This window comes from Tenacibaculum aestuarii, assembly GCF_964510395.1.
GTDB classification, from domain to species: Bacteria; Bacteroidota; Bacteroidia; order Flavobacteriales; family Flavobacteriaceae; genus Polaribacter; species Polaribacter aestuarii.
In genome coordinates, this window is sequence record NZ_CAZEFY010000003.1 from 89395 (window position 1) to 113179 (window position 23785).

Here is a 23785-nt window from a genome sequence, read left to right on the forward strand (position 1 = left end):
GGTTTGTTATTGACTTTAAATTTATAAACTTCACTTTAGTTTAAGTGATTAAACTGCTATTATTTTTATACAATGTTGGCAAATAGTTTTTTTAATAACTAGAATCAAACTCTTGATCAACAGCTTTTAAAACAGATTCTTTGACTTGCTTTTCAATGGTGTTAAGCATTCTAAACAGCGTATCTGTTGTTTTTTCTTTATATAAAAAATATCTGTCTTCAAGTTGTTCAAAAATATCTTTAATTTCATGAGAGCCACTTAATGAAAACGCATCAGTATCTCCATATAAACTAACGGAAAACCATTCTTTTAAATAATGTTCGGTTTTCCAAAGTTTTGTGCTTTTCCATTGGAGGCTCCAATAGCCATTGGGCTCATAAGTTTTAAGCGTGAATTCTTTTTCTGGTTTTAGGTGTTGCAACTCTGCAAGAACAGCTTCCATCTTATTTGTGATTACCGAAATGAGTTTAGCCTTTTCAAATTCTGATGATGTCTCAGGTTTCTGATTTCTAAACTGTTTACTGTTTAACAATTGCTTCGCTTTGTTTTTTACACCTTTAGTAGCACCATCGTGCAATAATTTTTCTACATCAGCATACGGAACAGCTTCGTGGTCTAGTAGTAACTCCTGAAGTTTTTTATGGTTAGATGCTATTATTTTTTTTGAAATTTCTTCTGTTAAATTGTTAGTTAACAACTCTTGTCTTATAGTTTCATTAGGCTGATCTACAACACCAGGTTTTAATAAAATGCGTGTATCTGTATAGGGCTTTAAATAAAATAGTAAATGATTTAATTTATCGACTAACTCTAATCTATTTTTAGTCGTAAATTCTAATTCTGGTGTTTCCCAAATACCTTCATATTCTATTGTATTTGTTTTACTATTGAATTTTGGCAACAAACATATAACCTGTAGTTGGTATGCACCATTAATGTCTCCTTCTGGTCGCCAAGACACATCAATCGCTTTTAATCGTGTATGCGAATTGATAAGCAATAGAGAGCTGCCTGTAAACTCGTTTATGGTGTCTTCTGTTGGATCTGTATCTGTTAACAAATTCCATTCTACTGACCAACCTGATGGTATTTTTAAGGATTGAAGATTCATTTATAAAATTACTAAAGTAAGCTTTATTTAGTCTTCAAACCAAATGTCTTGTTTGTAATATGGATATGGTAAATCGTCTACGGTTTCGTATTTAAACTCTGATTCTTCATTTCCTGTTAACCAGTTTACCCAACCCCATTTTCCATCTTTTTTAACAGCCAGTTTTGGTACACCATTTGCATCATACTTTTTATAATCTTCGTAAATACAAGGTACTGACAGTTTTGTGTTATCATTATAACTCCAATAAGACAAATACATACCTACTTTATCTTTGTTGTAAACTGCTGTGTATTTAGAGTTATAACCAAAAAACCGAATACTATCGTATTTTGGAGGTATAAGTGTTTTTAAATCATTTTCTCCTAACGATTGATACATTCCCCATTTTTTAGTGGCTTTTTTTCTTGCTTTAAACACACCATCTCCATTACCTTCATCAAAAATAAGGATATCTGCTTTTAATTTTTTCTTAGACGCTACAAACATATCTTTTGCCCAACCTTCTATCCAAACTAATGGTACATCTTCAGGATTATCAAAAGTTGGATCTACCAAAACCACATCTTCAAACCAATCTACCAATCCCCATTTTTCATTTTGCTTTACAAGCGCATAATACCTACCATCTACTTCCTTCACTTTAATAGCATCATAAATGCAATTTACTCTTTCTACAGCGTCAGGTATTTCATATGGGTTTAAAAGGATGCCGTACTTCTTATTATTTTTAACAATAACAAAAGGTTCCATGTTTTTAAACCAGCCAATGGAATCGAATTTTGGCGCTACGACCTCGTCGGCATTAATCACATTTTCTCCATAATACCGGTAGACATCTATATTATAAATCCCCCATTTTTTGGTGGATTTCATCTTTACTTTAGCCAAATTACTTTCGCCAGAAATCCATTCTATCTCTTTTCCTTTGATGTGTTTTAGGATCTGTTTGTCTGTTATGTCTTGCTGTGCAATTATAACAACAGAACACATTAAAGATAGTAGTAATAAAGCTACATTTTTTAAGGGATGCTTCATGAAATCAAGTGGTTTATTGTCCTATTAGTAGTTTATCAATTATCTAAAACCAAAATTATAAGTTGTATATACTTTGTAGCCTTGTTTTTTGTAAAATGCAATCCACTTATCTCTTGTAGCGTCTATGTCATTATAACTAGATTCCCAATAATCTGTTTTTGTATAGTAGCAAAACGATTTCTCTAAACTAAAATTGGCTTTTACCTTGTTTTCCCATCGTTCTGATATTTTGTTACCTTGAATTTCATAATAATGATGAAAGGGTTCATCTTCTGTAAAGTTATAAGACACTATAGGACTAAAATAAATCACTTTAATACTAGTGCAACTAGAGCTGTTAAAGTCTGAAATAGCATAAGAATATGTGTAGCGTTTGTCTGTTGATTGCGAAAAGGCACTAGTAACTACTAATACTAATGTTAAAATGGTGATGATTTTTTTCATGTTTTTATTTGTTTAATTGTTTAAAATTTGTCTCCAGAAGCTTTACGCTCTGCTTCTCTTTTTTGAATAGCTAAATAAGTTAAATGTTGAAAAGCTTTTGTAAGACGTTCTCGCATTTCAACATCATTAACACATAATTTGTCAAATCGAGCTAAGTTAAATGAATCATGTAGGTAGTATTTACTTCCTTTAGGATTAAATTCAAAAACATCATCTTTTTTTGTTTTAAATACCTTTACACTAACATATTCACCTGATAATTTATTAATATCTATATAACAATAACTACCTTCTTTAAAAGGTTTAACGCTTTTTAAATATCTAAAAGGCATATAATATATACGTTTATCCCATTCTTTCGGATAATTACTCCAAGTATATATTATTAATTGTATACCTTGTGCATCTATTTTTATTTCATTTGACGGAGAAGTAGAATAATTTATGCTAATAAATTTTTTTTTAGACTTTATAAAGTCTATGGTTTCCTCCCAAGTAGCATCACCTTGTTTTTCTTGTGCAAAAGTTAAGGTTAGCGTAGTTATAAATAAAGCAAGTGTTAAGATTGTTTTTTTTATGGGTTTATAGTTTAAAATTTGTTTTTTAAGTCAGGTCTAATTTTATCGATAAATTGTATTTCATGACTATAAAAGGTATTTAAGTGTTTTAAAGCTTTAAACAAACTAATAGCTTTTTCTTTATCAGGAAATTCAACAAATAAACTAATATCTTTATTTTGTACCCCTATCCTAATTGTGTAACCCTGTCTATTTCCTATGGGAGGATACAAGTAAATAAATTTCACTTGCAATATACTAAAGCGTTCATAGTTATCATATTCTCTTTCCCTCCAATCTGAATCGTCTTTAGACATTTCGAAGTATATAAAATAAAAACTTGCGACTCCATTTTTATTTAATGAAACATCGCACTCTACTTTAGTTTTTCTCTTATTAACGTCGGAAAAATTATCTTCAAATCCATAAATATTCAACCAATCAATAGTTTCTTGTAAAGTAGCGTCTTGTGCATTTGTGGTATTTATACTTAACGTAAGTACTAAAAGGAATAATAGGTGTTTCATGGGTTTTGCTTTTTTAAAATTTGTTTTTTAAGTTAGGTCTAATTTTATCGGTAAATTGTATTTTATAATTATAAAAGGTATTTAAGTGTTTTAAAGCTTTAAACAAACTAATAGCTTTTTCTTTGTTTAAAAAAGATAGATAATGCTGGTCTCCTGTTTCTTTATAATCAATAGTCACCTTAAAATATTGACCCACTTGTGAAAGTTTAATCCAATTGATATCCTCATAAAAAAAACTTTTGCTTTCCTTTAAAAGTTCTATTCCGTTTTCAAATTGTTTTAGTTCAAAATGTAATTTTTCATTTTTTTTAGTCAAATACCATGTATATGTGTAGGTTATATCAGGATTAGAATATGATGTTCCATTCTCCTTTAACCCATAAATATTCAACCAATCAATAGTTTCTTGTAAAGTAGCATCTTGTGCATTTGTGGTATTTATACTTAACGTAAGTACTAAAAGGAATAATAGGTGTTTCATGGGTTTTGATTTTTTAAAATTTTTCATTGTATGATTTAATTCTATCTGATTCTTTTTTTCTTTTTTCTTCATTTATTATTTTTCTGTATCTACTACTTATTTTACCCAAACTATTGAAAGCATTTTCTAATCTTTTTGGCATATCATCTTTATTTAAAACTTCTAACCAGGTTGAAGAATAAGTGTCAAAATCTGTAGTTGCAAACTTCCTTTCATTTGAAACATTTATATGAATACGTGATACAGATGAATCTTTTTCATTTTCTGCAATAGTATTAACACCTTTCATATCTAGAAGACTACCTTTATGAAACCATTTTTTAGATTTTTCAATTTCATTTTGAACAATTAAAAAAGAAAAATCACTGTAAATTTTAAAAGACTGTTTTACTCTAATTGTATTACCCCAACTTGAGTCATAATATTCAATATTATAATAGGATGACTTTGATTTGATCCAATTTATAGTCTCTATCCATTCTTTTTTAATCTCAGCATCACTAAGAGTTTTATTAGTTTGGGCAATTGATAAAGTAGAACTTATTGTTAATGTTAAAATAAATAATAGTTTTTTCATTTTTAAATTGATTAGTTATTAAAAGGTGTTCTTTTTTACTTTTGGTTTTTCTTTGGCACCGCAAAGTTGTGCCAAATGCCTAAAAGCTTTTAAAAAGCGTTCTTGGTCTTCTTTAGTAGTTTTATTATCAAAATAAAAATAAAAAATTTGATCACTACCAGTTACAACAATTTTACCATCACTATATTCAGTATAATCTGTACATTCATTTTCAAATTTTATGATTAATGATAAATCCCCTGAATATTTACCGATATAAATGTTTTCTAAATAGGCTTTTTTAAACACTCATAGTTTATTTTGGTCTCCGAACTTTTACTTCTAATCCCTTGGTTATTTGCCTGATATTTAATAAGCCAGATAGAGTTTACATCAATTTTATATTCATATGAGAATTTTGAAGAAATTGGGCTTGTATATGTCAACATATCAAAACCATATTCTTTTAGCCAAAATATGGTTTCTTCTTTAGTTTGTGCTTGTGTAAGGTTGGTACTTGCTAGAATAAATAGTAGCGTTATAAATAATAGGTGTTTTTTCATAACAATTTTGGTTTTAATTATAAACAATCATTTTTTTTAGGCCATTGGTCTTTGGGGGTTTTGTCGGCACGAAAAAAAGTAATACCGTTTATCTTAACACCCTTTCCAGAGCCCCAACCACCATATTCAAATTCTCCCTTGGTTACTATTTTATGGGTCATGTCTTGAAGCGCTGCTTTTTTCACACCATTTTGTGTATAGCAAATTCTAACTCCATAGACACCACTTGTTTTTATTATTTTAGGTTTTATGCCATCAAATGTGTTTGGGGTTACTTTTAATCTAAGATTACCGTACTCGTTTTTATACATTTCTGTTTTAAAACCTTTTATTTCTTGAGCATTACTACTTGTAGCCATACTTAAGAATAAGATTATAGTAAATATTTTTTTCATAATAGTTTATCTTATAGCTTTAGCTCAATTTACGTTTTATTCACCATATACCACAATACTCAATATTGAGTATTTTTTAAAACAATTGGTTGGCTAAACAATAATTTATTAGCTCTTGGGTAGAATTGAAGTTTAATTTTTTAAGAATATTTCTGCGATGGCCATCTACGGTATGAGAGCTAATGAATAATTTTTCTCCTATTTCTTTGCTGGTTTTATTTAAAGCTAATAGCCTAATGACATCTAGCTCTCTATACCTTAGAGATGTAGTAAGCAATTTTTGAGAGTAGTTTTTGTGATAAATGGTTTCGTATTCATTGTTCTCATTTAGTTTTTTTACCACTCCTATAATGGGTTTCCTTTCACCATTTCCAACAACACTTCCGTGAGATATGCCTATTATAGGCTTGCCTTGTTTATCAAAATACGTTGGTGTTTGATGCTCATATAAGTTCACATACTTGTTTTTAGAATTCTTTACTCTTACATTCCAACTGTAAGAAAGCTTACTACGATCTTCCGGTTTTACTTGAGTCATGGTAAATAACATTAAGTCTTCCAATACTCCCATCCATATAGGTAAATCTTCCGGATGAAAATGTGAAAACCAATACGGCACTCCCTCGGTTTGCATTCTGCTAATATCTAAGCCCAGAGCTACTTCAAAATTCTTACTGACAAATTCATAGGTTAGTTTACTTGTGTTTGTTACAATAAAGAAAGACTGCATTGGTGGTAAAAAAGTATCCAGTTCTCTTAGTTTTTGCACGTGAAATTCTACAACAGTTCCTAAATATTCTTTGTGGGTATTAAATACTTCTTTAAATAAATCGATGGTTTCTTTCATAGTAGAATCTTTTACTTAAATACTTGTAATTATTTCTGTTTTTAGATTTTTTAGCTTGTTGGCAACTTTGTCTATATAAGCACTTTTTGTTTTTTTATACAACCAAATAGTGAGGTGTAAACGTACCTTCTTTAAATTTTTATTAGCAAGATATAAAAGAAAATCTGTAATTCAAGAAGGTTTTAATATTATCCATAAAAAAAACTGCTTTTAAAGGCAGCCTTTTCAATTATATATGAAGTTGTTTTATTACGCTTTTTCTTGTCTACGTTCGCAAGCTAATAAAGTGTTTTTTGGGGTAAAGTTTTACTCAAACAAGTTTAATCTATCTTATTAAATTCAATAGGCTCTTTTTGGGAATACATTTTTAATGATGTAATTTTTCCTTTAATATTATTCATAAATTGAATGTCAAATTGAGGGTTAAATACATCTTTAAACTCTTTAGTAGGTTTTAAGAAAAAAGAATTATAGTTTAAATGCTCTAACTGAAATTTATAGGTAGGTAAAATAGCATATAGTTTACCATTTTCTTTTACAATATCTATCCTTCCAAATCCTTTAGCCTCATAAGAACCACAAAATGAATTCAAAGAATGAGTTGGCATCTTATCTTTATTAAATTGTTTATAAGGCAAGGGCTTATAAAGTTCTTTTACACTAACTGGGTAATTAGGTTCAGGATTAATATTGAACAATCTTCTTGTAATAGTGTCCACTATCATATAAGGTAAGAGAGAGTTATCTTGATTGGTCAACACCACAATTCCTATGTTTTCAAAAGGAAATAGTGCTAGGTCAGAACTAAATCCATAAGTATTTCCTCCGTGTTCAACTCTAAAACGTCCGTAGTTAGATCGTAGTCGCCATCCAAAGCCCTCACCGAACAAAAAAACATCTTTTTCATAATTTCCTTCGTTACTATTTTGAAGGGTTGTTGCTTTTTTTATGTACTCTTTAGGAATGATTTGAGAGTTTTTATATACGCCGTTGTTTAACCAAGTTAACATCCAATTAGACATGTCATTTACAGTACTCTTAATGGCTCCTGCAGGACTGATGGTGTTAAATTCTTCGAACTTTACTCTCTCAATCTCTCCTTTATATATACCATAAGGCAAAGAGTAGTTAGATGTTTTCTTTATATCTTCTAATTTAATGTAGGAGTTTGTCATTTCTAGTGGGATAAATATTTTTTCTTGAATATTAGTTTCCCAACTATCACCTGTAATTTGTTCAATAATTGTTCCTGCAAGGGTATATGCCATATTGCTATATGCAAAACTATTTTTTATCTCAGCTTCAGGTTTTAAATATTTGAGGCGTTGTATCATCTTTAACCATTTATCCTCTGGAAAGAAAATTTGTGTAGTCCCTTGATTTCCTATTCCGCTCTTATGGCTTAATAGGTCTTCAATGGTTATTAAACTGTTCATGGTATCGTTATAAAATTCAAAATTTGGAAGATAGAAGGCAGGTCTACTTTTTAAAGAAACTAGATTTTTAGATTCTAAAATACCTAAAACGGAACCTGTAAATGCTTTGGTAACAGAACCAATAGGAAAAATAGTTTGTGGAGTAACCGGTAGCTTATTTTCTAAATCTCTATAACCAAACCCTTTTGAGTAGATTACCTTATTATTCTTAACTACAGCGACAGATAAGCCGACTGCCTTGTATTTTTTTATCAATTGATTTATCTCACTTTCAATACCTTTTAGTTCTTTTGGTACTTGTTGACCAAAGCAGAATTGAATAGTCATTATTAATGTGAGAAAGTAAATGAATTTCATCTTGTATGATTTTAAATTTCCTACAAATTTGATTTATTACATTGTTATAAACGTCCGATTAAAGAAAGTCGGACTGATTTTATTATGAAAAAGAGTATAGTTAAAAAGTAGAACCAATTTTAAGTGGTTGATTTTCTGTATTGTGTAGGGGTTTGGTTGGTTGCTTTCTTAAAAGCACTATAAAATGAAGATTTGGAACTAAAACCTACCTTATATAAGATTTCTAATACAGTGAGTTCTTTTTGGGTGGAATCTTGCAACAGTATTTTTGCATCATTTATTCGGTACTCATTTATAAAATCAAAAAAATGTTTTCCTAAATGACGATTAATTAATAGCGATAGTTCTTTTTCTGGAATATTAGTTTGAAAAGATAGTTTTTGTAGTGTTAAATCAAAATCTAAATACGGCTTTTTATCGCTCATAAAAACTGTTAGCGTTTTTAGGTATTTGCTTTCAAGCTCGTTTTCTTGAATAGCTAATACCTTTGACTTTCTTTTTGAATTGGAATCAAGTGGTTCTAAATTAATATTAACTCCTGTAAAAAGTTGAGGCTGGTATAAGGCTTTTAAAACAAAAAATATAGTGATAGATAATACAGAAAGACTTATTAATATATTAATATTTAATACATATTCTTTATAGGTAGAATTAGATAAATACCACCTAGATATCACAAAAGAATGCGCTATACACGATAAAACCGTAATCTGAAACAACCATTTATAAACGTCATAATTAGCATTGGAATAATTTTCAATATATATGCTTTTGTATCTTTTTAAAACTATAAATATGGCTATGATATAAATGATAAATTGTATTTCTCCTACTATCTCGTAAAGTAATAAGCTTTGATTAGATAAGTTTGTAATGTAAAAAATAATGAGGATTATTATAAATAGTAAGAAATGAGCGAAGTGTTTTTTTACAATCTTGAAATTTGAATAACAGGCAGATAAGACATAAAGGTAGAACAAAGGTAGTTGTAGTAGGCTAGAAGCCATTTTTATTTTTTCAATATTGGGGTGTTCTAATGTTTTGCTTGTAAATAAACCTATTAAATCAAACGCTACACACAGTAAGTAAATACCAAAAAGCCTATTAGGTAATTTGTTTGTTGTTTTAACTGTAAAAAGAAAAACAGAAAGGAGTATCATTATAAAGACAGCTATTTTTCCAATACTTTCAATAAATTCTATTTTACTTTCCAATAGCTTTGTGGTTTATTTATGAATTACTTAAAGATATTTTTTGGCTATTATAAAGCCAATATAGATATAGTATATTTTTGTAAATGCTAGCTAATATAATAAAAATGACCTATTAAGTTTAAAAGGTTTTTAATTTAGAATTAAGTATAGGTCTTATGCAAAAAAGACCGCTTGATAAGCAGTCTTTTTTTTATTATATATAAAGTTGTTTTATTACGCTTTTTCTTGTCTACGTTCACAAGCTAATAAGGTGTTTTTTAATAGCATTGCAATCGTCATAGGACCTACACCACCAGGAACAGGAGTAATGTGCGATGCTTTTTCAGCTACTTCGTTAAAAGCTACATCACCAACTAGTCTGAATCCGTTTTTCTTAGAAGCATCCGCAACACGTGTAATTCCTACATCAATAACTACTACATCTTCTTTTACCATATCACCTTTTAAAAACTCTGGAATACCAATAGCAGCCACAATAATATCTGCTTTTTGAGTAATTTCTTTTAAGTTTTTAGTTCTACTATGTGTTAAGGTAACGGTAGCGTTTCCTACTTTTCTTTTTTGAGATAATAAAATACTCATTGGGCTTCCTACAATATGGCTACGACCAATTACTACAACATCTTTACCAGAAGTTTCAATGTTGTAACGATCTAATAATTCTAAAATACCGAAAGGAGTTGCTGAAATAAAAGTTGGAAGATTTAAGGTCATTTTACCAACATTCATTGGGTGAAAACCATCTACATCTTTATCAGGATCAATCGCCATTAAAACTTTTTGCTCGTCAATATGATCGGGTAGAGGAAGCTGTACGATAAAACCATCAATATCATTATCGATATTTAAAATAGCAATTTCGTTTAATAATTCTTCTTCAGTAGTTTCTTCAGGAAGACGAAGTAAAGTAGATTCAAACCCAACACGCTCACAAGCTTTAACTTTTGCGTTTACATAAGTTAAACTAGCACCATCGTTACCAACAATAACAGCTGCTAGGTGAGGAGTTTTTTTGTCATTTGCTTTTAATTCTGCTACTTCTAAAGCAATTTCTTCTTTAATGTCTGCTGATGTTTTTTTACCGTCTAGTAAAATCATTTTTAGTGTGTTGTGTGTTATTTAGTGTGTTGTTGTTAGTCTAAAAAAGAAAAAAGAGAAGCCGACAAAACTTCTCTTCTAAATATTATCTCATACCTTTCATCATTTGCATCATTTTTCTTCCGCCACCACCTTGCATCATCTTCATCATCTTGCTCATTTGGTCGAATTGTTTCATCAACTGATTTACTTCTTGAACCGACGTTCCCGATCCTTTTGCAATCCTTTTTTTACGACTCGCATTAATCATAGAAGGAGTACTTCTTTCCGCAGGAGTCATAGAGTGTATAATAGCCTCAATTCCTTTAAATGCATCATCATCAATATCTACATCTTTTAATGCTTTTCCAGCTCCAGGAATCATTCCAACTAAATCTTTCATGCTACCCATCTTTTTGATTTGATTGATTTGATTTAAGAAATCATCAAAACCAAACTGGTTTTTAGCAATCTTCTTTTGTAGTTTTCTTGCTTCTTCTTCATCGTATTGTTCTTGGGCACGTTCTACTAACGAAACAACGTCTCCCATTCCTAAAATACGATCAGCCATACGACTTGGGTGGAATACATCAATTGCATCCATTTTTTCACCCGTACCAATAAATTTGATTGGTTTATCTACTACCGACTTAATCGATAAAGCAGCTCCACCACGAGTATCACCATCTAACTTGGTTAATACAACTCCGTCAAAATTTAATACATCGTTAAAAGCTTTAGCTGTGTTTACAGCATCTTGACCTGTCATAGAGTCCACCACAAATAAGGTTTCTTGTGGACTTACAGCTTTGTGGATGTTAGAAATCTCCGTCATCATTTCCTCATCAACAGCTAAACGACCAGCGGTATCTATAATCACCACATTTTTACCGTTTGCTTTTGCATGCTTAATAGCATTTTGAGAAATTTCTACAGGATTTTGATTTCCTTCTTCAGCATAAACTTCTACACCAATTTGCTCACCAACTACACGTAACTGGTTAATTGCCGCAGGACGATATACATCACATCCAACTAATAAAACCTGTTTAGATTTTTTAGTTTTAAGGTAGTTAGCTAATTTACCAGAAAAGGTTGTTTTACCCGAACCTTGTAAACCAGACATTAAAATAACGGTAGGAGAACCACCTAAGTTAATACCAACAGTATCGCCACCCATTAATTCAGTTAACTCGTCTTTAACAAGTTTAACCATTAATTGTCCTGGATTTAACGTGGTTAATACGTCTTGTCCTAAGGCTTTCTTTTGTACAGTTTTGGTAAACTCTTTTGCTATTTTAAAGTTAACATCGGCATCTAATAAAGCTCTACGAACTTCTTTTAGTGTTTCTGCAACATTAACTTCGGTAATTTTTCCGTGTCCTTTTAGCGTATGTAACGCCTTATCTAACTTTTCGCTTAAATTATTAAACATGTATCGGCTTCATTTTTTAGAGGCACAAATTTAGTTATTAGTTGTTAGTTTTTAGCATTTTGTTGATAGAATTTTTTAGCAAAACCTTACTATTTATGATTGATTCTAGTTATAAGTAGAAAATTAGAGAGGAAAGCGTTTTTTTAAACTATAAATCCTCGGTAAAATGTTTACATGATTTTTCTTTTGAAAACTTTTCAGTATTGTAATTTTTTGAAGCGTTTTTAGGAATAGATAAAGAATTCCAATTTTTGTTTTGTAACATTTTCCCTAAGAAAACTAGTTGTCCTACATGATACGAGTAATGGCATAACTGCCTATTAATGGCTTCAATAACTGTATGTCCTTGATTTCTGATATATACGATTTTTTCTAAATCTTCTTCTGAAAGTGAATTGATAGCATTAAATAAACATGACCAACCTTTTTCCCAATATTCAAGTACTTCTTCTTTTGTAGTAAATGAATTCATAAATTCTTCGTCACGATTTCGCCATGATTTTTCTCCATCTTCAGTTAAAAAACTTGTCCAGCGAGAAAGCATATTTCCAGCAATATGTTTTGCTATGATAGCAATAGAGTTACTTTCTTCATTAACTTGCCAAAAAAAATGCTCATTACTAATTTGAGTGAAAGTTTTATCACCAAGAGATTTATAATATTCAAACTGTCGCTTTATGCTGATTAGATAAGAGCTTTGCATAATGATATTTAGTTTTAAAGGTTTTTTCTTCAAAGTTTAGAAATGATGAGTATTTAAGGTATACATCAAACTTGTAATTTTATTTCTTTGGAATAAACTCTAAAGCAACTCCGTTAATGCAATGACGTTTTCCTGTGGTTTCTTTTGGACCATCATCAAAAGAATGACCTAAATGCCCGTCACAATTGGCACATTTTAATTCAGTACGCGCATATCCAAGTTTATAGTCAGTTTCCATGTCTACATTGCCTAAAATAGCTCTATCAAAAGAAGGCCACCCACTACCTGAGTCATACTTATTTTCAGATTTATAAAGTGGAGTTTTACAAGCAGCGCACACGTACACTCCTTTTTTATGATTGAAGTTTAAAGGGCTAGAATTAGGTCGCTCAGTACCTGCTTCCCTGAGTACAAAATATTGTTGTGGTGTAAGTAGTTTTTTCCATTCACTATTAGGCTTGTTAATTTTATATTTTTTATGTTTCTGAGCGTTTGCAGAATAAGGTACGAATAAAGCTAAAACGAATAGAAAGATTGTTTTTTTCATAATGGTTGTATAATAAAATCGACAATTTTAGAAGCTACTTTTGCATCACGAAGAATTTTGGTGTGTCCTAGTCCTTCAGTAATTAAAAGCGTTCCGTTCTGTAAGTTTTGACGAATTTTTATAGCACAACTTACATCGACATCGCCATCAAAAGAATCATGAACGACTAAAGTAGGAATATCTATATTTTTAGCTTTTGCACTCGATGAATGTACATCGATATCACGCTGCCATTTTTTATCAAAAAAACGTTTCATTTTGTGGGCTATGAGAGGTTTTACGTGTAGGTTTTTAGTGAAGTTTAAAATAACGTCTGATATTTTATCTGCTGCACCAATAGTAACTAGTTTTTTTACAGAGAAATTTTCAGAAAGAGCATTGTATAAACATACACCACCAAAGGAATGACCAATAGCCGCTTCAAAAGGGCCATATTGCTTATCTATTTCAGCAATAGTTTCTAAAAAATCAGGCATTTCTGTTGTTTTTCCTGTAGATTTTCCATGCGCAGGACCATCAAAAGAAATAACCATATATCCTTTTTCTAGTAATTTATCAGCAATCATGTATAATTGCGTGCTTCTTCCAGCCCAACCATGTACCCATAATACTTTTTTGGTTGAGTATCCGTAAGATAACATCTGAACATCTCTTGAAATAGTAGGGATATTTATAGTTTTAGTTTGAGCACTTTCTAACATTACTTTCTCTCTTTTCGGCATAGGAAAGCTAACAGGAGTTGTAAATAATTTTACTCCAAATTTTGTGGCTAAATTGTTAGAAATAAACTGTAAAGCTTTAGCGGATAAAATAATTGGTTTTGGAATTTTAATACTAGGTAAAGTGTTTTTTGAATGTATAAAATTCATGAATTAGTTTTTTAGATAAAGATAGAATTTGTAGCTTTAAACTCATAATTTATTGCCAGTTTTGTGACAAATAAATTAATTTCGTGTCATAAAATACACAACCAAGAATATAGAACTTTAAACTATTAAACAATGAAAAAAATTATAGGTCTAACACTTTTAGCTATTTTTTTAGCGGAATGTAGTACTGTACCGATTACAGGAAGAAAAAGATTAAACTTTGTAAATGATGCTGAAATACTACCAGCGAGTTTTGCGCAGTATCAAACTTTTTTAAAAGAAAATAAATTGTCTACTAATACTAAACAAACGAATCAAATAAAGCGTGTAGGGAAAAATATTTCTGAAGCGGTTGATCGTTTTTTAAGGGCTAATGGTAAGGTTGCTGAAGCTGATGCCTATAAGTGGGAGTTTAATTTAGTAGAAGATAAAACAGTTAATGCTTGGTGTTTACCTGGTGGTAAAGTAGTTTTTTATACAGGTATCATGCCTATTTGTGCTAATGAAGATGGAGTAGCTGCAGTAATGGGACATGAAGTAGCGCATGCATTTGCAAAACACGGACAAGAACGTATGTCTACAGGTCAATTACAACAATTAGGTGGAGTAGCTTTAGCTCTAAGTACTCAAAATAGTAAGAATGCTGAAATGTGGAATATGGCTTACGGTTTAGGAACACAAGTAGGAGTTATGTTGCCATTTAGTAGAGAGCATGAAACTGAAGCAGATAAATTAGGTTTAGTTTTTATGATTATGGCAGGATATAATGGAGAAGAAGCTGCTGAAGTATGGGTAAGAATGAGTGAACGTTCTGGAGGTGGAGCACCACCTGAGTTTATGAGCACGCACCCTTCTAACCAAACACGTATTCAAACTTTAAGAGCATTTTTACCAGAAGCTAAAAAATTAGCAGCTAAATACAATGTGGCTCCCGCTAAGTAAGATTGATAAATTATAGTATATTGCAAACCGTTCATGAAAAATGAGCGGTTTTTTATTTTAAGAATATGTATAAAATAGGCGATAAGAAATTAATAAACGGATGGGCGTTTTACGACTGGGCAAACTCAGTATATTCCTTAGTAATTAGTACTGCGGTTTTTCCATTGTATTACAGTGCTGTAACAGAAGGAAAAGTAGTACGTTTTTTAGGGCAAGATTGGGAGCACCCAGATAGTTTATATAGCTATGCATTGTCTTTTTCGTTTTTAGTAGTAGCTTTTATTTCTCCAATATTGTCGGGTATTGCGGATTATACGGGAAGTAAGAAAAAGTTTATGAAGTTTTTTTGTACGTTAGGGTCAATATCTGTAATGAGTTTATACTTTTTTGAAGGGATTGATACTGTTTGGATAGGTATTTTATTTACAATTTTAGCAAGTATCGGTTTTTGGGCTAGTTTGGTCTTTTATAATGCTTATTTGCCTGAAGTTGCTCATCCTGAACAACAGGATAGAGCCAGTGCTAAAGGTTTTGTTTACGGATATATTGGTTCTGTAATTTTACTTTTAATAAACTTAGGCATGATTATGTTTCCTGAAACATTAGGAATTAGCTCGGGTATGGCATCTAGAATTTCTTTTGTTATGGTAGGCTTATGGTGGTTAGGATTTGCTCAAATAACTTTTAAACGTTTACCAGGAAATGTGTATAACAAAAAACCAGAAAAAGATTACATCTGGAAAGGGTATAAAGAGCTACAAATTGTAATAAAAGAGGTGTTAAATTATCCAACGTTAAAACGTTTTTTAATTTCTTTTTTCTTGTTAAGCATTAGTGTACAAACTATTATTTTAATGGCAGCTATTTTTGGTTCTTCAGAACTAGGGTTGTCTTCAACAAGTTTAATTATTACTATTTTACTAGTACAAATAGTAGCAATAATAGGTGCAATTATTTTTTCTAGATTATCAGAAAAGTGGGGAAATATTACTGCTTTAAAAGTAACAATTATTGTGTGGATGTTGGTATGTTTTTGTGCTTTCTCTTTAGATAAGTCTCAAGAGTATGTAGATATCTACTTTTATGGTTTAGGAGGATTATTAGGATTGGTACAAGGAGCAATTCAAACATTAACACGTTCTACCTATTCGAAATTATTACCAGAAACAGAAGATCATGCTACTTATTTTAGTTTTTATGATGTTACTGAAAAAATAGCCATTGTTTTAGGAACAGCTGTATATGGAGCATTAAACGCTATTACAGGCTCTATGCAATGGAGTGTGTTGTGTTTAGCAATTTTCTTTTTAGCATCCTTTATTATTTTAAGCTCACTAAAAAAGACAAAATACGTAGTATAAGTTAAAAGGGAGCAGGAGCAGTAAAGCTCACTTCTTTTTTTGATGTAGGATGCTTAAATGTAATTTTTTCAGCGTGAAGGTATAATCGGTCAGATTTCTTTCCGTATAAATCATCTCCAACTATGGGAGTATTTAATCCTAATTGATGAGCAGCATGCACTCGTAATTGATGCGTACGTCCTGTAATAGGGTAAAAATATATTTTGGTTTTTGTACCTATAGCTTCAATTGTTTCCCATTGAGTCAGAGCTTTCTTTCCGTAATCATAACAAACAAGCTGTTTAGGACGATCATTTAAATCTACTCTGAGTGGTAGGTCTATTTTTCCTTTATGTTCTTTTAAAACACCATCTAACAAGGCTACATACCTTTTTTGTATAGTTTTATTAATAAACTGTGCTTGTAAAGCTTTATAAATAGCTTCATTTTTAGCAACTAAGAGAATTCCAGAGGTAGACATATCTAAACGATGTACAACCAATGGTCCTGTTGCATTTGAATATAATTTTTGAATACGACTATACACAGAATCTTTGATTTCTTTTCCGGCTACCGATAATAAATCATACGGTTTGTTGATGACTAATAAATCGGCATCTTCATACAGAATTTCAATTTCTTTTTTCTCTTTTAATTGAGCAACTAACGGATTTTCTTCTACTATGATCCCTTGTAACATATGCGTTAGAATAGGTTTGCATTTCCCTGTGCACGCAGGATAAAAATATTGATGTTTTCTTATGGAAGTTTTCAAAGGTTTTCCCCACCAAAATTCAGCCATAGAAATAGGTTTTAATTGATGTTTGTATGCATATTGAAGTAATTTAGGAGCGCAACAATCACCAGCACCAGCAGGAATATTTTGGGTGGAGTCTGTAAAAATATCTAATAAGTTTTTAGTTTCCCCTCTATAGTTAAGAAACGCATATTTTTTAAATATTTCTTGTTGTGCCCAAGCTGAAAGGTTTGTGCGTTGTTGTTTCAACTCCTCAATTTGATGTTGCTTTACTTGGTACGCTTTTTTTGATGTTGCTATTTTATCATTTAAATACACTTCATATTCACGTAAGTAAAACTCTTCATTTATATTTAACTGATTGTTTTGTTGCCCTAGTTTTTTTCTAAGTTTTCTCCGTTGTTTAATTATTGATTGTTCTTCAGCTAAAAGCTTTTCGTGCTGTTGTTGCGTTTTTTGATATGCTTTTTTTGTTTCAATAAAATTAGAGGAGCTTTCTAGACTTTCTATTTTATGGGTTAACTCATTAAGTCGTTCTTCTGTTGTAAGGTAGAATTCATTTTTATCTAAAACATCAAAAACAGGCGGAACAAAATGTTTGTGTTGTGTGCTTTCAGCAAGTTTACCAGAGAATGCAGCTAAATAGCCTAAGGTTCCATTTTGATCTTGCACGACTAAGACTCCAAACATTTTTCCAAGTGAGTTTGCATCCTCAGGATTTTTAATTCCAAAGTTGTGCGAAAAATCAGTTTGATTTGTTAAATATTCTTGCAATTCCTCAGTGGCTATTTGGGCTAGAGTATGAGGTGTATAATTATAAGGATAATCGAATTTTTTAGGTAATTCTATAGTAGAAACATCCGAAGAGAAAGAAATAATTTGAGTCATAATCAATTGCCTATGGACTAGTTTACGAGGTATTCAAAGGAAATTAAGATCTTAGCTATCTTGTGATTAAAAAGAAAAAGTGTTGCTTTCACAACACTTTAAACGATTAGTTTCTATAAATTTTATCGTATAAGTCTTTATACATTTCTTTGATAATGTTTCGTTTCATTTTCATGGTAGGGGTAAGCTGTCCTCCATCAATAGACCATTCTTCTTCGGTTAATTCAAACTTTTTAATAGTTTCCCATTTACCAAACTTAGTATTGGCATAGTCTACTTCTTCTTGAATACGTTCTATTACTTTAGGGTTGCTTACCAAGTCTTTATTATCTCCTACGGTAACGTTATGTCTTTGTGCCCATTCACGTACAAACTCAAAGTTTGGTTGAATAAATGCAGCAGCCATTTTTTCACCTTCACCAATAACCATTACTTGCTCAATAAAGCGAGATTGTTTTAATTGACCTTCTAATAATGGTGGAATAATATATTTACCACCTGAGGTTTTAAACATTTCTTTGGTACGTCCGGTTATTTTTAGGAATCCATCTTCATTTAACTCTCCTTTATCACCTGTATGGAAATATCCATTTTGTAATGCCTCAGCAGTTTTTTCAGGATCTTTGTAATATCCTTGCATTACGTTTGGACCTTTTACTAAAATCTCTCCATTATCGGCTATTTTAACCTTAACACCATCAATCAATTTACCTACAGTTCCTAATCTAAAACCTCCATCACGCATATCGTTTACAGCAATTACAGGAGAAGTTTCAGTAAGACCATAACCTTCCATTACAGGCATTCCAGCAGCTGTAAATACTCTAGTTAAACGTGGTTGTAATGCAGCAGAACCAGAAACCATTATTTTTAATTCTCCACCTAAGGCAGCTTGCCATTTAGAGAAAATAAGTTTTTTAGCAATGCTTAGTTTCTTTTCATACCACCATCCGTTAGCTCCATAAGGTTCATATTGTAAACCTAATTCTATAGCCCAAAAGAATAATTTCTTTTTAATACCTGTTAAGTCAGCTCCCTTGGCATAAATCTTATCGTAAATTTTTTCATATAACCTTGGAACAGCAGTCATTACATGCGGCTTTATTTCTTGAGCATTTTCACTCAATTTGTCAATAGCCTCAGCAAAATAAATAGAAATACCACAGTATTGATATAAATACAAAATCATACGTTCAAAAATATGGCAAACAGGTAAGAAGCTTAAAGCTCTACCTTGACCGTATTCTAACGGAACACGTTTTTCACTGCTCAGTACATTTGAAACTACATTTTTATGACTTAGCATTACTCCTTTTGGACGTCCTGTTGTTCCAGAAGTGTAAATTAAGGTAGCTAAATCATCAGTTTTAATAGCATTTTTACGCTCTTCAACTTCATTCTGATTGCTTTCATCCTTTCCTAAATCTAAAACTTCCTGCCAGTTTTTTTCTCCTTGGATATCATCAAAAGTAAAAACTTCTTTAAGTTTTGTATTAGCTTTTATTTGATTAAGCTTTTCTAAAATTGTATCATCAGAAACAAAGCAATAAGTAGCTTCAGAGTGGTTTAAAATATATTCGTAGTCTTCTTTAGAAATAGTAGGATAAATAGGAACGTTTTGAGCTCCTGTTTGTAATATTCCAATATCACAAACATTCCATTCAGTTCTATTATTAGTTGAAATTACAGCGATTTTATCATTAGGTTGTACACCTAATCGTAACAAACCTCTACTTATAGCATTGGCTTGTTTAATATATTCACTTGTTGAAATAGACTGCCATTTTCCATCTTTTTTAGTGGTAAATGCTTTATCTAATTTATAATTTTCTTGTTGATAATAAGGAAAGTCAAAAAGACGCATAATTTCAATCGACATATGTTCAAATTTTTGGGCTTTGCAAAGTATGAAAAATACCCCGATTGCACAAGTTGTAGTTTACTAGTTGATTTATTGAGGATTATATATTTTTTGACACAAACTATTGTATTTTTCTAAGATTATTTTTCGTCTCATTTTCAATGTCGGAGTTAAATGACCAGAATTGGTCGTCCATTCATCGGGAGTTATTTCAAAACGTTTTATTTGTTCCCATTTCCCAAATTTTTCATTGCAAATATCAATTTCTTTTTGAATTCGTTTGAGTAGTTTCTCATCTGTAGTAATATCCACAATTGTATGGTTGTGTCTTTTTGACCATTCTTGAACAAATTCGGAAGCAACTTGAATTAATGCAGCTGGCATTTTTTCGCCTTCACCAATCACCATAACTTGCTCTATAAAACGTGATTTTTTTAACTCACTTTCTAAGATAGCGGGAGCTATATATTTGCCTCCAGAGGTTTTAAAAATTTCTTTTTTTCTATCAGTAATTTTTAAAAATCCTTCATTGTCTAGTTCTCCAATGTCTCCTGTATGGAAATAGCCATTTATAATTGATTCGTTAGTTTTTTCTGAATCTTTATAGTAGCCCATCATTACATTAGGACCTTTCACTACGATTTCTCCATCCTCAGCTATTTTTACAGTTACATTTTCAATTACCTTTCCAACAGTCCCTATTTTAAACCCATTGTTTCTCATATCGGTAACAGAAATTGCAGGAGAGGTTTCGGTAAGCCCATAGCCTTCAAAAACAGGGATTCCTGCCGCAGTGAATATTCTTACAAGTCTGGCTTGAGTAGGTGCACTCCCCGCTAACATGAACTCTAAATTTCCTCCTAAGGCTTCTTTCCATTTAGAAAAAATAAGTTTGCGTGCTATAGAGAGTTTGAATTCATACCACCAACCGTTTGCATTATAAGGTTGGTAATCTTCCCCTAATTGTAATGCCCAAAAGAACAGTCGTTTTTTTAAACCTGATAGATTACTTCCTTTATCTACAATTTTATCAAAAACCTTTTCGAGTAATCGTGGTACAACCGCCATAAAATGAGGCTGAATTTCCCGTAAATTATCTCCAACTTTATCAATACTTTCAGCAAAATGAATTTCGAAACCCATATATTGACAATAATAAGATGCAGCACGCTCAAAGATGTGGCATATTGGTAAGTAGCTGATTACTCTTTTTTGATTTCCTTGTAAATCGAGCCTTTTTCCAACAGCAAAAACATTACTAACTATGTTATTATGAGAGAGCATTACTCCTTTGGGTGTACCTGTGGTACCTGAAGTATATATAATGGTGGCTAAGTCAGATGGTTTTACAATCCCTTTTAATTCTTCAACTTTTGGTTCAAGTGTTTCATCATTACCAAGATTTAGAAAGGAACTCCAACTGTAATCTGTTTCTAATTCTTCAAAAGTGAATACTTTTTTAAGCTGTGTTTGTCCTTGAATTTTGATTACTTTTTGATAGAGTTCATCATCAGAAACAAAACAATACACACTATCTGAATGGTGTAAGATATACGCGTAGTCTTTTTCTGAAAAAGTAGGGTATAAAGGAACATTTACTGCACCAATTTGCATAACACCAATATCTAACAAATGCCATTTAGGTTGATTTACCGAAGTAATTAAAGCTATTTTATCTCCAGGCTTAATTCCGAGTTTTAGTAAGGCTTTACTTACAGTATTAGCTTTATTTATATACTCATTTGTAGAAAAACTTTTCCAAATATTATTCTCTTTAGAAACTAGGCAATCTTGTTGTGGGTAGTTTTCTAGCTGATGATATGGAAAATCAAAAAGGCGTGTAATTGTTGAAGATATATGCATACAAATGGTTTTGTTGATGCATAAATCTATAAAAAATAAAAGACAATTATTAAAAAAAGTGTAGCCTTGATTAATTATACAGTTTGCTAACCAAACTCTTATAGGTTTGCCCTATTGGAACTTTTTGTTCTTGAATTATAATACGATTACCTTCTATAAATTTAATTTTATCAATAGCAACGATAAATGATTTGTGTACTCTTAAAAATTGGTTGGGGTTTAACAGAGATTCATAATGAGAAATCTTTTCATGACTCACAATCATTTCATCTATTAAAAATAGCTTTGTGTAGTTTCCGTAAGCTTCTATAAATAACAAATCACTTAAATCAATTTGATGGTGTTTTTTATTTCCCTTGATAAAAATTCGAGTATTGGCTTGACTTGCCTGTATACTTTCAATGTGGGGTGTTTGGGTAGACACAGTATCTGATACTTTATTAACAGCTTTTACCAAACGATCAAAACTAAAAGGTTTTAAAAGATAGTCTACAACATTGAGCTCAAATCCTTCAAGAGCATATTCTTTGTAGGCAGTAGTAATAATGGTTTTAGGTGGGGTTGATAGCGTTTTTAAAAAATCTAAACCTTTTAATTTAGGCATGTTTATATCTAGAAACATGAAATCAACGGTATGTTCATTTAAAAACTGGATAGCCTCCATAGCATTGTAGCAGCTTTTTTCTAATTGAATATGAGGTAGCATACTACAAAATTCTGTTATAATTTCATGAGCCAAAGGTTCATCATCAATAATTATATAGTTAAGCATGCTTTGGTGTTTTTAACTGTGTTTTATATATGTTTTTTTGAGAACTAATATTTAGCTCATGTTGTTGATTGTACAACAAAGATAATCTTCGTTTTAAGTTTTGTAATCCAATTCCCTTAGAATTGTTTATTTCACTTGCATCAAAATTGTTTTCTATGTCAAAGTAAATAAAATTAGCATCTTCATATAAATCAATATGAATAAAAGCTTTTTCTGTAAGTGTTTCTATACCATGTTTAAAGGCATTTTCAAGTAAGATAATATATAATAGAGGAGGAACATTATAGGTAGTATCAATATTATGATTGAAGGTTATTTCTACTGACTTTTTGTAACGAATTTTATGAAGTTCGATGTAATTATTTAGGTATTCTATTTCTTCTGAAATTTTTACTTTTTCTTTTTCTCCATCGTAAATGGTATAACGCATCATGTCAGATAGTTTTAAAATAACTTCTGGAGCTTGGGGTGAATTTTTGACTGTCAGTGCGTATAAGTTATTGAGAGTGTTGAAGAAAAAATGAGGGTTTATTTGAGTTTTTAGCAATGCTAATTCTGTTTTAGATTTTTCCTTTTTTAACTCTTGTACCCATTTCCATTGTTCAAAAATCCAAAGAACAAAGAAAACAGGAATGGGTAAAAAGAATATATAAAAAGGAGTTTCTTCTTTTACTTTTAAATAGGCTTCCAAATCACCAGAAAACAACCTGAGGTATAAAAAGTAGATAAGTAAAGGGGTATACAAAAAGACAATAAACTTCCAATACTTTTTTATAAAATTAGGAACTAAAAAATAAGCCAAACCAAACCAAAAAATCATTAAAGAAATGAAGGTGATTGGATTGTCTGGAAGCTTCATGTAAGAATCATAAAGTACTGTAAAAAAAAGTAGTACAAAAAGAGAAGTAATACCAATTACAGCTTTCTTTTTCCTTTTTAAATATTGGTAATTATGTATGGGCAAAGCAATGACTAGTGCCCAAAAAGCAGTAATTACAATAACCTCAACAGGTTGGTCTCTTGGAATATTAAGAAAATTAAGATAATCCAATATAATGAATGCTGGAACTATAATTAGAAGTCCAATAAAAAAGGCTTTGTATTTCTTTAAAAGTTCAATCATACTTCAAAATTACTCATGTAAAACTGTTCTCACAATTATATTGATAAACACTATTGTTTTTGAAATGAACAAAGAGATTTTT

At 30.9% G+C, this 23785-nt stretch carries 25 protein-coding genes; 2 read left to right on the forward strand and 23 right to left on the reverse strand.

All coding sequences use genetic code 11. The features are described 5' to 3' along the window. Positions 1-91 precede the first annotated feature (91 nt). The 18 genes from ACKTSU_RS06465 to ACKTSU_RS06550 all read right to left on the reverse strand — a co-directional run bounded on the left by ACKTSU_RS06465 (position 92) and on the right by ACKTSU_RS06550 (position 14157). Positions 92-1111, reverse strand: coding sequence for a hypothetical protein (locus tag ACKTSU_RS06465; protein WP_408035558.1), 1020 nt, complete (start codon positions 1109-1111; stop codon positions 92-94). Between the two features lie 27 nt (positions 1112-1138). Then, a complete protein-coding gene (locus tag ACKTSU_RS06470) occupies positions 1139-2149 on the reverse strand; it encodes a WG repeat-containing protein (protein ID WP_408035559.1) in 1011 nt (336 codons plus the stop codon). A 39-nt stretch (positions 2150-2188) separates the two neighbouring features. Then, positions 2189-2593: a hypothetical protein gene (locus ACKTSU_RS06475; protein ID WP_408035560.1), complete on the reverse strand. Its 405-nt coding sequence runs from the start codon at positions 2591-2593 to the stop codon at positions 2189-2191. A gap of 20 nt (positions 2594-2613) precedes the next feature. After that, positions 2614-2925: a hypothetical protein gene (locus ACKTSU_RS06480; protein ID WP_408035561.1), complete on the reverse strand. Its 312-nt coding sequence runs from the start codon at positions 2923-2925 to the stop codon at positions 2614-2616. Positions 2926-3182: 257 nt separating this feature from the next. After that, complete coding sequence (locus tag ACKTSU_RS06485) at positions 3183-3677, reverse strand: hypothetical protein (RefSeq protein ID WP_408035562.1); 495 nt, start codon at positions 3675-3677, stop codon at positions 3183-3185. A 13-nt stretch (positions 3678-3690) separates the two neighbouring features. Beyond that, the gene (locus ACKTSU_RS06490; RefSeq protein WP_408035563.1) at positions 3691-4158 is read right to left on the reverse strand and encodes a hypothetical protein; all 468 of its coding nucleotides are present in this window, start codon (positions 4156-4158) and stop codon (positions 3691-3693) included. Between the two features lie 13 nt (positions 4159-4171). Beyond that, positions 4172-4735 carry a hypothetical protein gene (locus tag ACKTSU_RS06495; RefSeq protein ID WP_408035564.1) on the reverse strand — a complete coding sequence of 188 codons (564 nt, stop codon included), beginning with the start codon at positions 4733-4735 and terminating at the stop codon, positions 4172-4174. Between the two features lie 18 nt (positions 4736-4753). Further along, positions 4754-5023, reverse strand: coding sequence for a hypothetical protein (locus tag ACKTSU_RS06500; RefSeq protein WP_408035565.1), 270 nt, complete (start codon positions 5021-5023; stop codon positions 4754-4756). Further along, a complete protein-coding gene (locus ACKTSU_RS06505; RefSeq protein WP_408035567.1) occupies positions 5002-5277 on the reverse strand; it encodes a hypothetical protein in 276 nt (91 codons plus the stop codon). The genes ACKTSU_RS06500 and ACKTSU_RS06505 overlap by 22 nt, the downstream gene beginning before the upstream one ends. 17 nt (positions 5278-5294) lie before the next feature. Next, positions 5295-5672 (reverse strand): hypothetical protein, encoded by a 378-nt coding sequence (locus ACKTSU_RS06510; protein ID WP_408035568.1) that lies wholly within the window; start codon positions 5670-5672, stop codon positions 5295-5297. Between the two features lie 76 nt (positions 5673-5748). Then, positions 5749-6519 carry a response regulator transcription factor gene (locus ACKTSU_RS06515; protein ID WP_408035569.1) on the reverse strand — a complete coding sequence of 257 codons (771 nt, stop codon included), beginning with the start codon at positions 6517-6519 and terminating at the stop codon, positions 5749-5751. Positions 6520-6839: 320 nt separating this feature from the next. After that, complete coding sequence (locus ACKTSU_RS06520; RefSeq protein ID WP_408035570.1) at positions 6840-8312, reverse strand: serine hydrolase; 1473 nt, start codon at positions 8310-8312, stop codon at positions 6840-6842. A gap of 119 nt (positions 8313-8431) precedes the next feature. After that, the gene (locus ACKTSU_RS06525; protein ID WP_408035571.1) at positions 8432-9526 is read right to left on the reverse strand and encodes a helix-turn-helix domain-containing protein; all 1095 of its coding nucleotides are present in this window, start codon (positions 9524-9526) and stop codon (positions 8432-8434) included. A gap of 213 nt (positions 9527-9739) precedes the next feature. Next, positions 9740-10624: a bifunctional methylenetetrahydrofolate dehydrogenase/methenyltetrahydrofolate cyclohydrolase FolD gene (folD, locus tag ACKTSU_RS06530; protein ID WP_408035572.1), complete on the reverse strand. Its 885-nt coding sequence runs from the start codon at positions 10622-10624 to the stop codon at positions 9740-9742. Between the two features lie 85 nt (positions 10625-10709). Next, positions 10710-12038: a signal recognition particle protein gene (gene ffh / locus ACKTSU_RS06535; protein ID WP_274634855.1), complete on the reverse strand. Its 1329-nt coding sequence runs from the start codon at positions 12036-12038 to the stop codon at positions 10710-10712. Between the two features lie 148 nt (positions 12039-12186). Then, positions 12187-12741 carry a DUF1572 family protein gene (locus ACKTSU_RS06540; RefSeq protein WP_408035573.1) on the reverse strand — a complete coding sequence of 185 codons (555 nt, stop codon included), beginning with the start codon at positions 12739-12741 and terminating at the stop codon, positions 12187-12189. A gap of 79 nt (positions 12742-12820) precedes the next feature. Next, entirely contained in the window at positions 12821-13288 is a 468-nt protein-coding gene (msrB, locus tag ACKTSU_RS06545; protein ID WP_408035574.1) for a peptide-methionine (R)-S-oxide reductase MsrB, read from the reverse strand. Beyond that, complete coding sequence (locus ACKTSU_RS06550) at positions 13285-14157, reverse strand: alpha/beta hydrolase (protein WP_408035575.1); 873 nt, start codon at positions 14155-14157, stop codon at positions 13285-13287. The genes msrB and ACKTSU_RS06550 overlap by 4 nt, the downstream gene beginning before the upstream one ends. A gap of 132 nt (positions 14158-14289) precedes the next feature. On the opposite strand from ACKTSU_RS06550, the gene ACKTSU_RS06555 reads away from it, so the two are divergent. Continuing rightward, on the forward strand, positions 14290-15099 hold the full coding sequence (locus ACKTSU_RS06555; protein ID WP_408035576.1) for a M48 family metallopeptidase: 810 nt from the start codon (positions 14290-14292) through the stop codon (positions 15097-15099). Between the two features lie 65 nt (positions 15100-15164). Continuing rightward, complete coding sequence (locus ACKTSU_RS06560; protein ID WP_408035577.1) at positions 15165-16460, forward strand: MFS transporter; 1296 nt, start codon at positions 15165-15167, stop codon at positions 16458-16460. 1 nt (position 16461) lies between these two features. Here ACKTSU_RS06560 and ACKTSU_RS06565 read toward each other — a convergent pair whose 3' ends face one another. The 5 genes from ACKTSU_RS06565 to ACKTSU_RS06585 form a co-directional block, all read right to left on the reverse strand. Next, positions 16462-18084 (reverse strand): RluA family pseudouridine synthase, encoded by a 1623-nt coding sequence (locus ACKTSU_RS06565; protein WP_408035578.1) that lies wholly within the window; start codon positions 18082-18084, stop codon positions 16462-16464. Between the two features lie 106 nt (positions 18085-18190). After that, on the reverse strand, positions 18191-19963 hold the full coding sequence (locus tag ACKTSU_RS06570) for an AMP-dependent synthetase/ligase (RefSeq protein WP_408035579.1): 1773 nt from the start codon (positions 19961-19963) through the stop codon (positions 18191-18193). 72 nt (positions 19964-20035) lie between these two features. After that, complete coding sequence (locus ACKTSU_RS06575) at positions 20036-21808, reverse strand: AMP-dependent synthetase/ligase (RefSeq protein ID WP_408035580.1); 1773 nt, start codon at positions 21806-21808, stop codon at positions 20036-20038. A 70-nt stretch (positions 21809-21878) separates the two neighbouring features. Further along, a complete protein-coding gene (locus tag ACKTSU_RS06580) occupies positions 21879-22580 on the reverse strand; it encodes a LytR/AlgR family response regulator transcription factor (protein WP_408035581.1) in 702 nt (233 codons plus the stop codon). Further along, positions 22573-23703 (reverse strand): sensor histidine kinase, encoded by a 1131-nt coding sequence (locus ACKTSU_RS06585; RefSeq protein WP_408035583.1) that lies wholly within the window; start codon positions 23701-23703, stop codon positions 22573-22575. The genes ACKTSU_RS06580 and ACKTSU_RS06585 overlap by 8 nt, the downstream gene beginning before the upstream one ends. Positions 23704-23785 lie beyond the last annotated feature (82 nt).

Bases quoted from the DNA above. Each gene is read 5' to 3' on its own strand.
- ACKTSU_RS06465 (WP_408035558.1), bottom strand. From the start codon at position 1,111: ATGAATCTTCAATCCTTAAAAATACCATCAGGTTGGTCAGTAGAATGG.
- ACKTSU_RS06470 (WP_408035559.1), bottom strand. From the start codon at position 2,149: ATGAAGCATCCCTTAAAAAATGTAGCTTTATTACTACTATCTTTAATG.
- ACKTSU_RS06475 (WP_408035560.1), bottom strand. From the start codon at position 2,593: ATGAAAAAAATCATCACCATTTTAACATTAGTATTAGTAGTTACTAGT.
- ACKTSU_RS06480 (WP_408035561.1), bottom strand. From the start codon at position 2,925: ATGCCTTTTAGATATTTAAAAAGCGTTAAACCTTTTAAAGAAGGTAGT.
- ACKTSU_RS06485 (WP_408035562.1), bottom strand. From the start codon at position 3,677: ATGAAACACCTATTATTCCTTTTAGTACTTACGTTAAGTATAAATACC.
- ACKTSU_RS06490 (WP_408035563.1), bottom strand. From the start codon at position 4,158: ATGAAACACCTATTATTCCTTTTAGTACTTACGTTAAGTATAAATACC.
- ACKTSU_RS06495 (WP_408035564.1), bottom strand. From the start codon at position 4,735: ATGAAAAAACTATTATTTATTTTAACATTAACAATAAGTTCTACTTTA.
- ACKTSU_RS06505 (WP_408035567.1), bottom strand. From the start codon at position 5,277: ATGAAAAAACACCTATTATTTATAACGCTACTATTTATTCTAGCAAGT.
- ACKTSU_RS06510 (WP_408035568.1), bottom strand. From the start codon at position 5,672: ATGAAAAAAATATTTACTATAATCTTATTCTTAAGTATGGCTACAAGT.
- ACKTSU_RS06515 (WP_408035569.1), bottom strand. From the start codon at position 6,519: ATGAAAGAAACCATCGATTTATTTAAAGAAGTATTTAATACCCACAAA.
- ACKTSU_RS06520 (WP_408035570.1), bottom strand. From the start codon at position 8,312: ATGAAATTCATTTACTTTCTCACATTAATAATGACTATTCAATTCTGC.
- folD (WP_408035572.1), bottom strand. From the start codon at position 10,624: ATGATTTTACTAGACGGTAAAAAAACATCAGCAGACATTAAAGAAGAA.
- ffh (WP_274634855.1), bottom strand. From the start codon at position 12,038: ATGTTTAATAATTTAAGCGAAAAGTTAGATAAGGCGTTACATACGCTA.
- ACKTSU_RS06540 (WP_408035573.1), bottom strand. From the start codon at position 12,741: ATGCAAAGCTCTTATCTAATCAGCATAAAGCGACAGTTTGAATATTAT.
- msrB (WP_408035574.1), bottom strand. From the start codon at position 13,288: ATGAAAAAAACAATCTTTCTATTCGTTTTAGCTTTATTCGTACCTTAT.
- ACKTSU_RS06550 (WP_408035575.1), bottom strand. From the start codon at position 14,157: ATGAATTTTATACATTCAAAAAACACTTTACCTAGTATTAAAATTCCA.
- ACKTSU_RS06555 (WP_408035576.1), top strand. From the start codon at position 14,290: ATGAAAAAAATTATAGGTCTAACACTTTTAGCTATTTTTTTAGCGGAA.
- ACKTSU_RS06560 (WP_408035577.1), top strand. From the start codon at position 15,165: ATGTATAAAATAGGCGATAAGAAATTAATAAACGGATGGGCGTTTTAC.
- ACKTSU_RS06565 (WP_408035578.1), bottom strand. From the start codon at position 18,084: ATGACTCAAATTATTTCTTTCTCTTCGGATGTTTCTACTATAGAATTA.
- ACKTSU_RS06570 (WP_408035579.1), bottom strand. From the start codon at position 19,963: ATGTCGATTGAAATTATGCGTCTTTTTGACTTTCCTTATTATCAACAA.
- ACKTSU_RS06575 (WP_408035580.1), bottom strand. From the start codon at position 21,808: ATGCATATATCTTCAACAATTACACGCCTTTTTGATTTTCCATATCAT.
- ACKTSU_RS06580 (WP_408035581.1), bottom strand. From the start codon at position 22,580: ATGCTTAACTATATAATTATTGATGATGAACCTTTGGCTCATGAAATT.
- ACKTSU_RS06585 (WP_408035583.1), bottom strand. From the start codon at position 23,703: ATGATTGAACTTTTAAAGAAATACAAAGCCTTTTTTATTGGACTTCTA.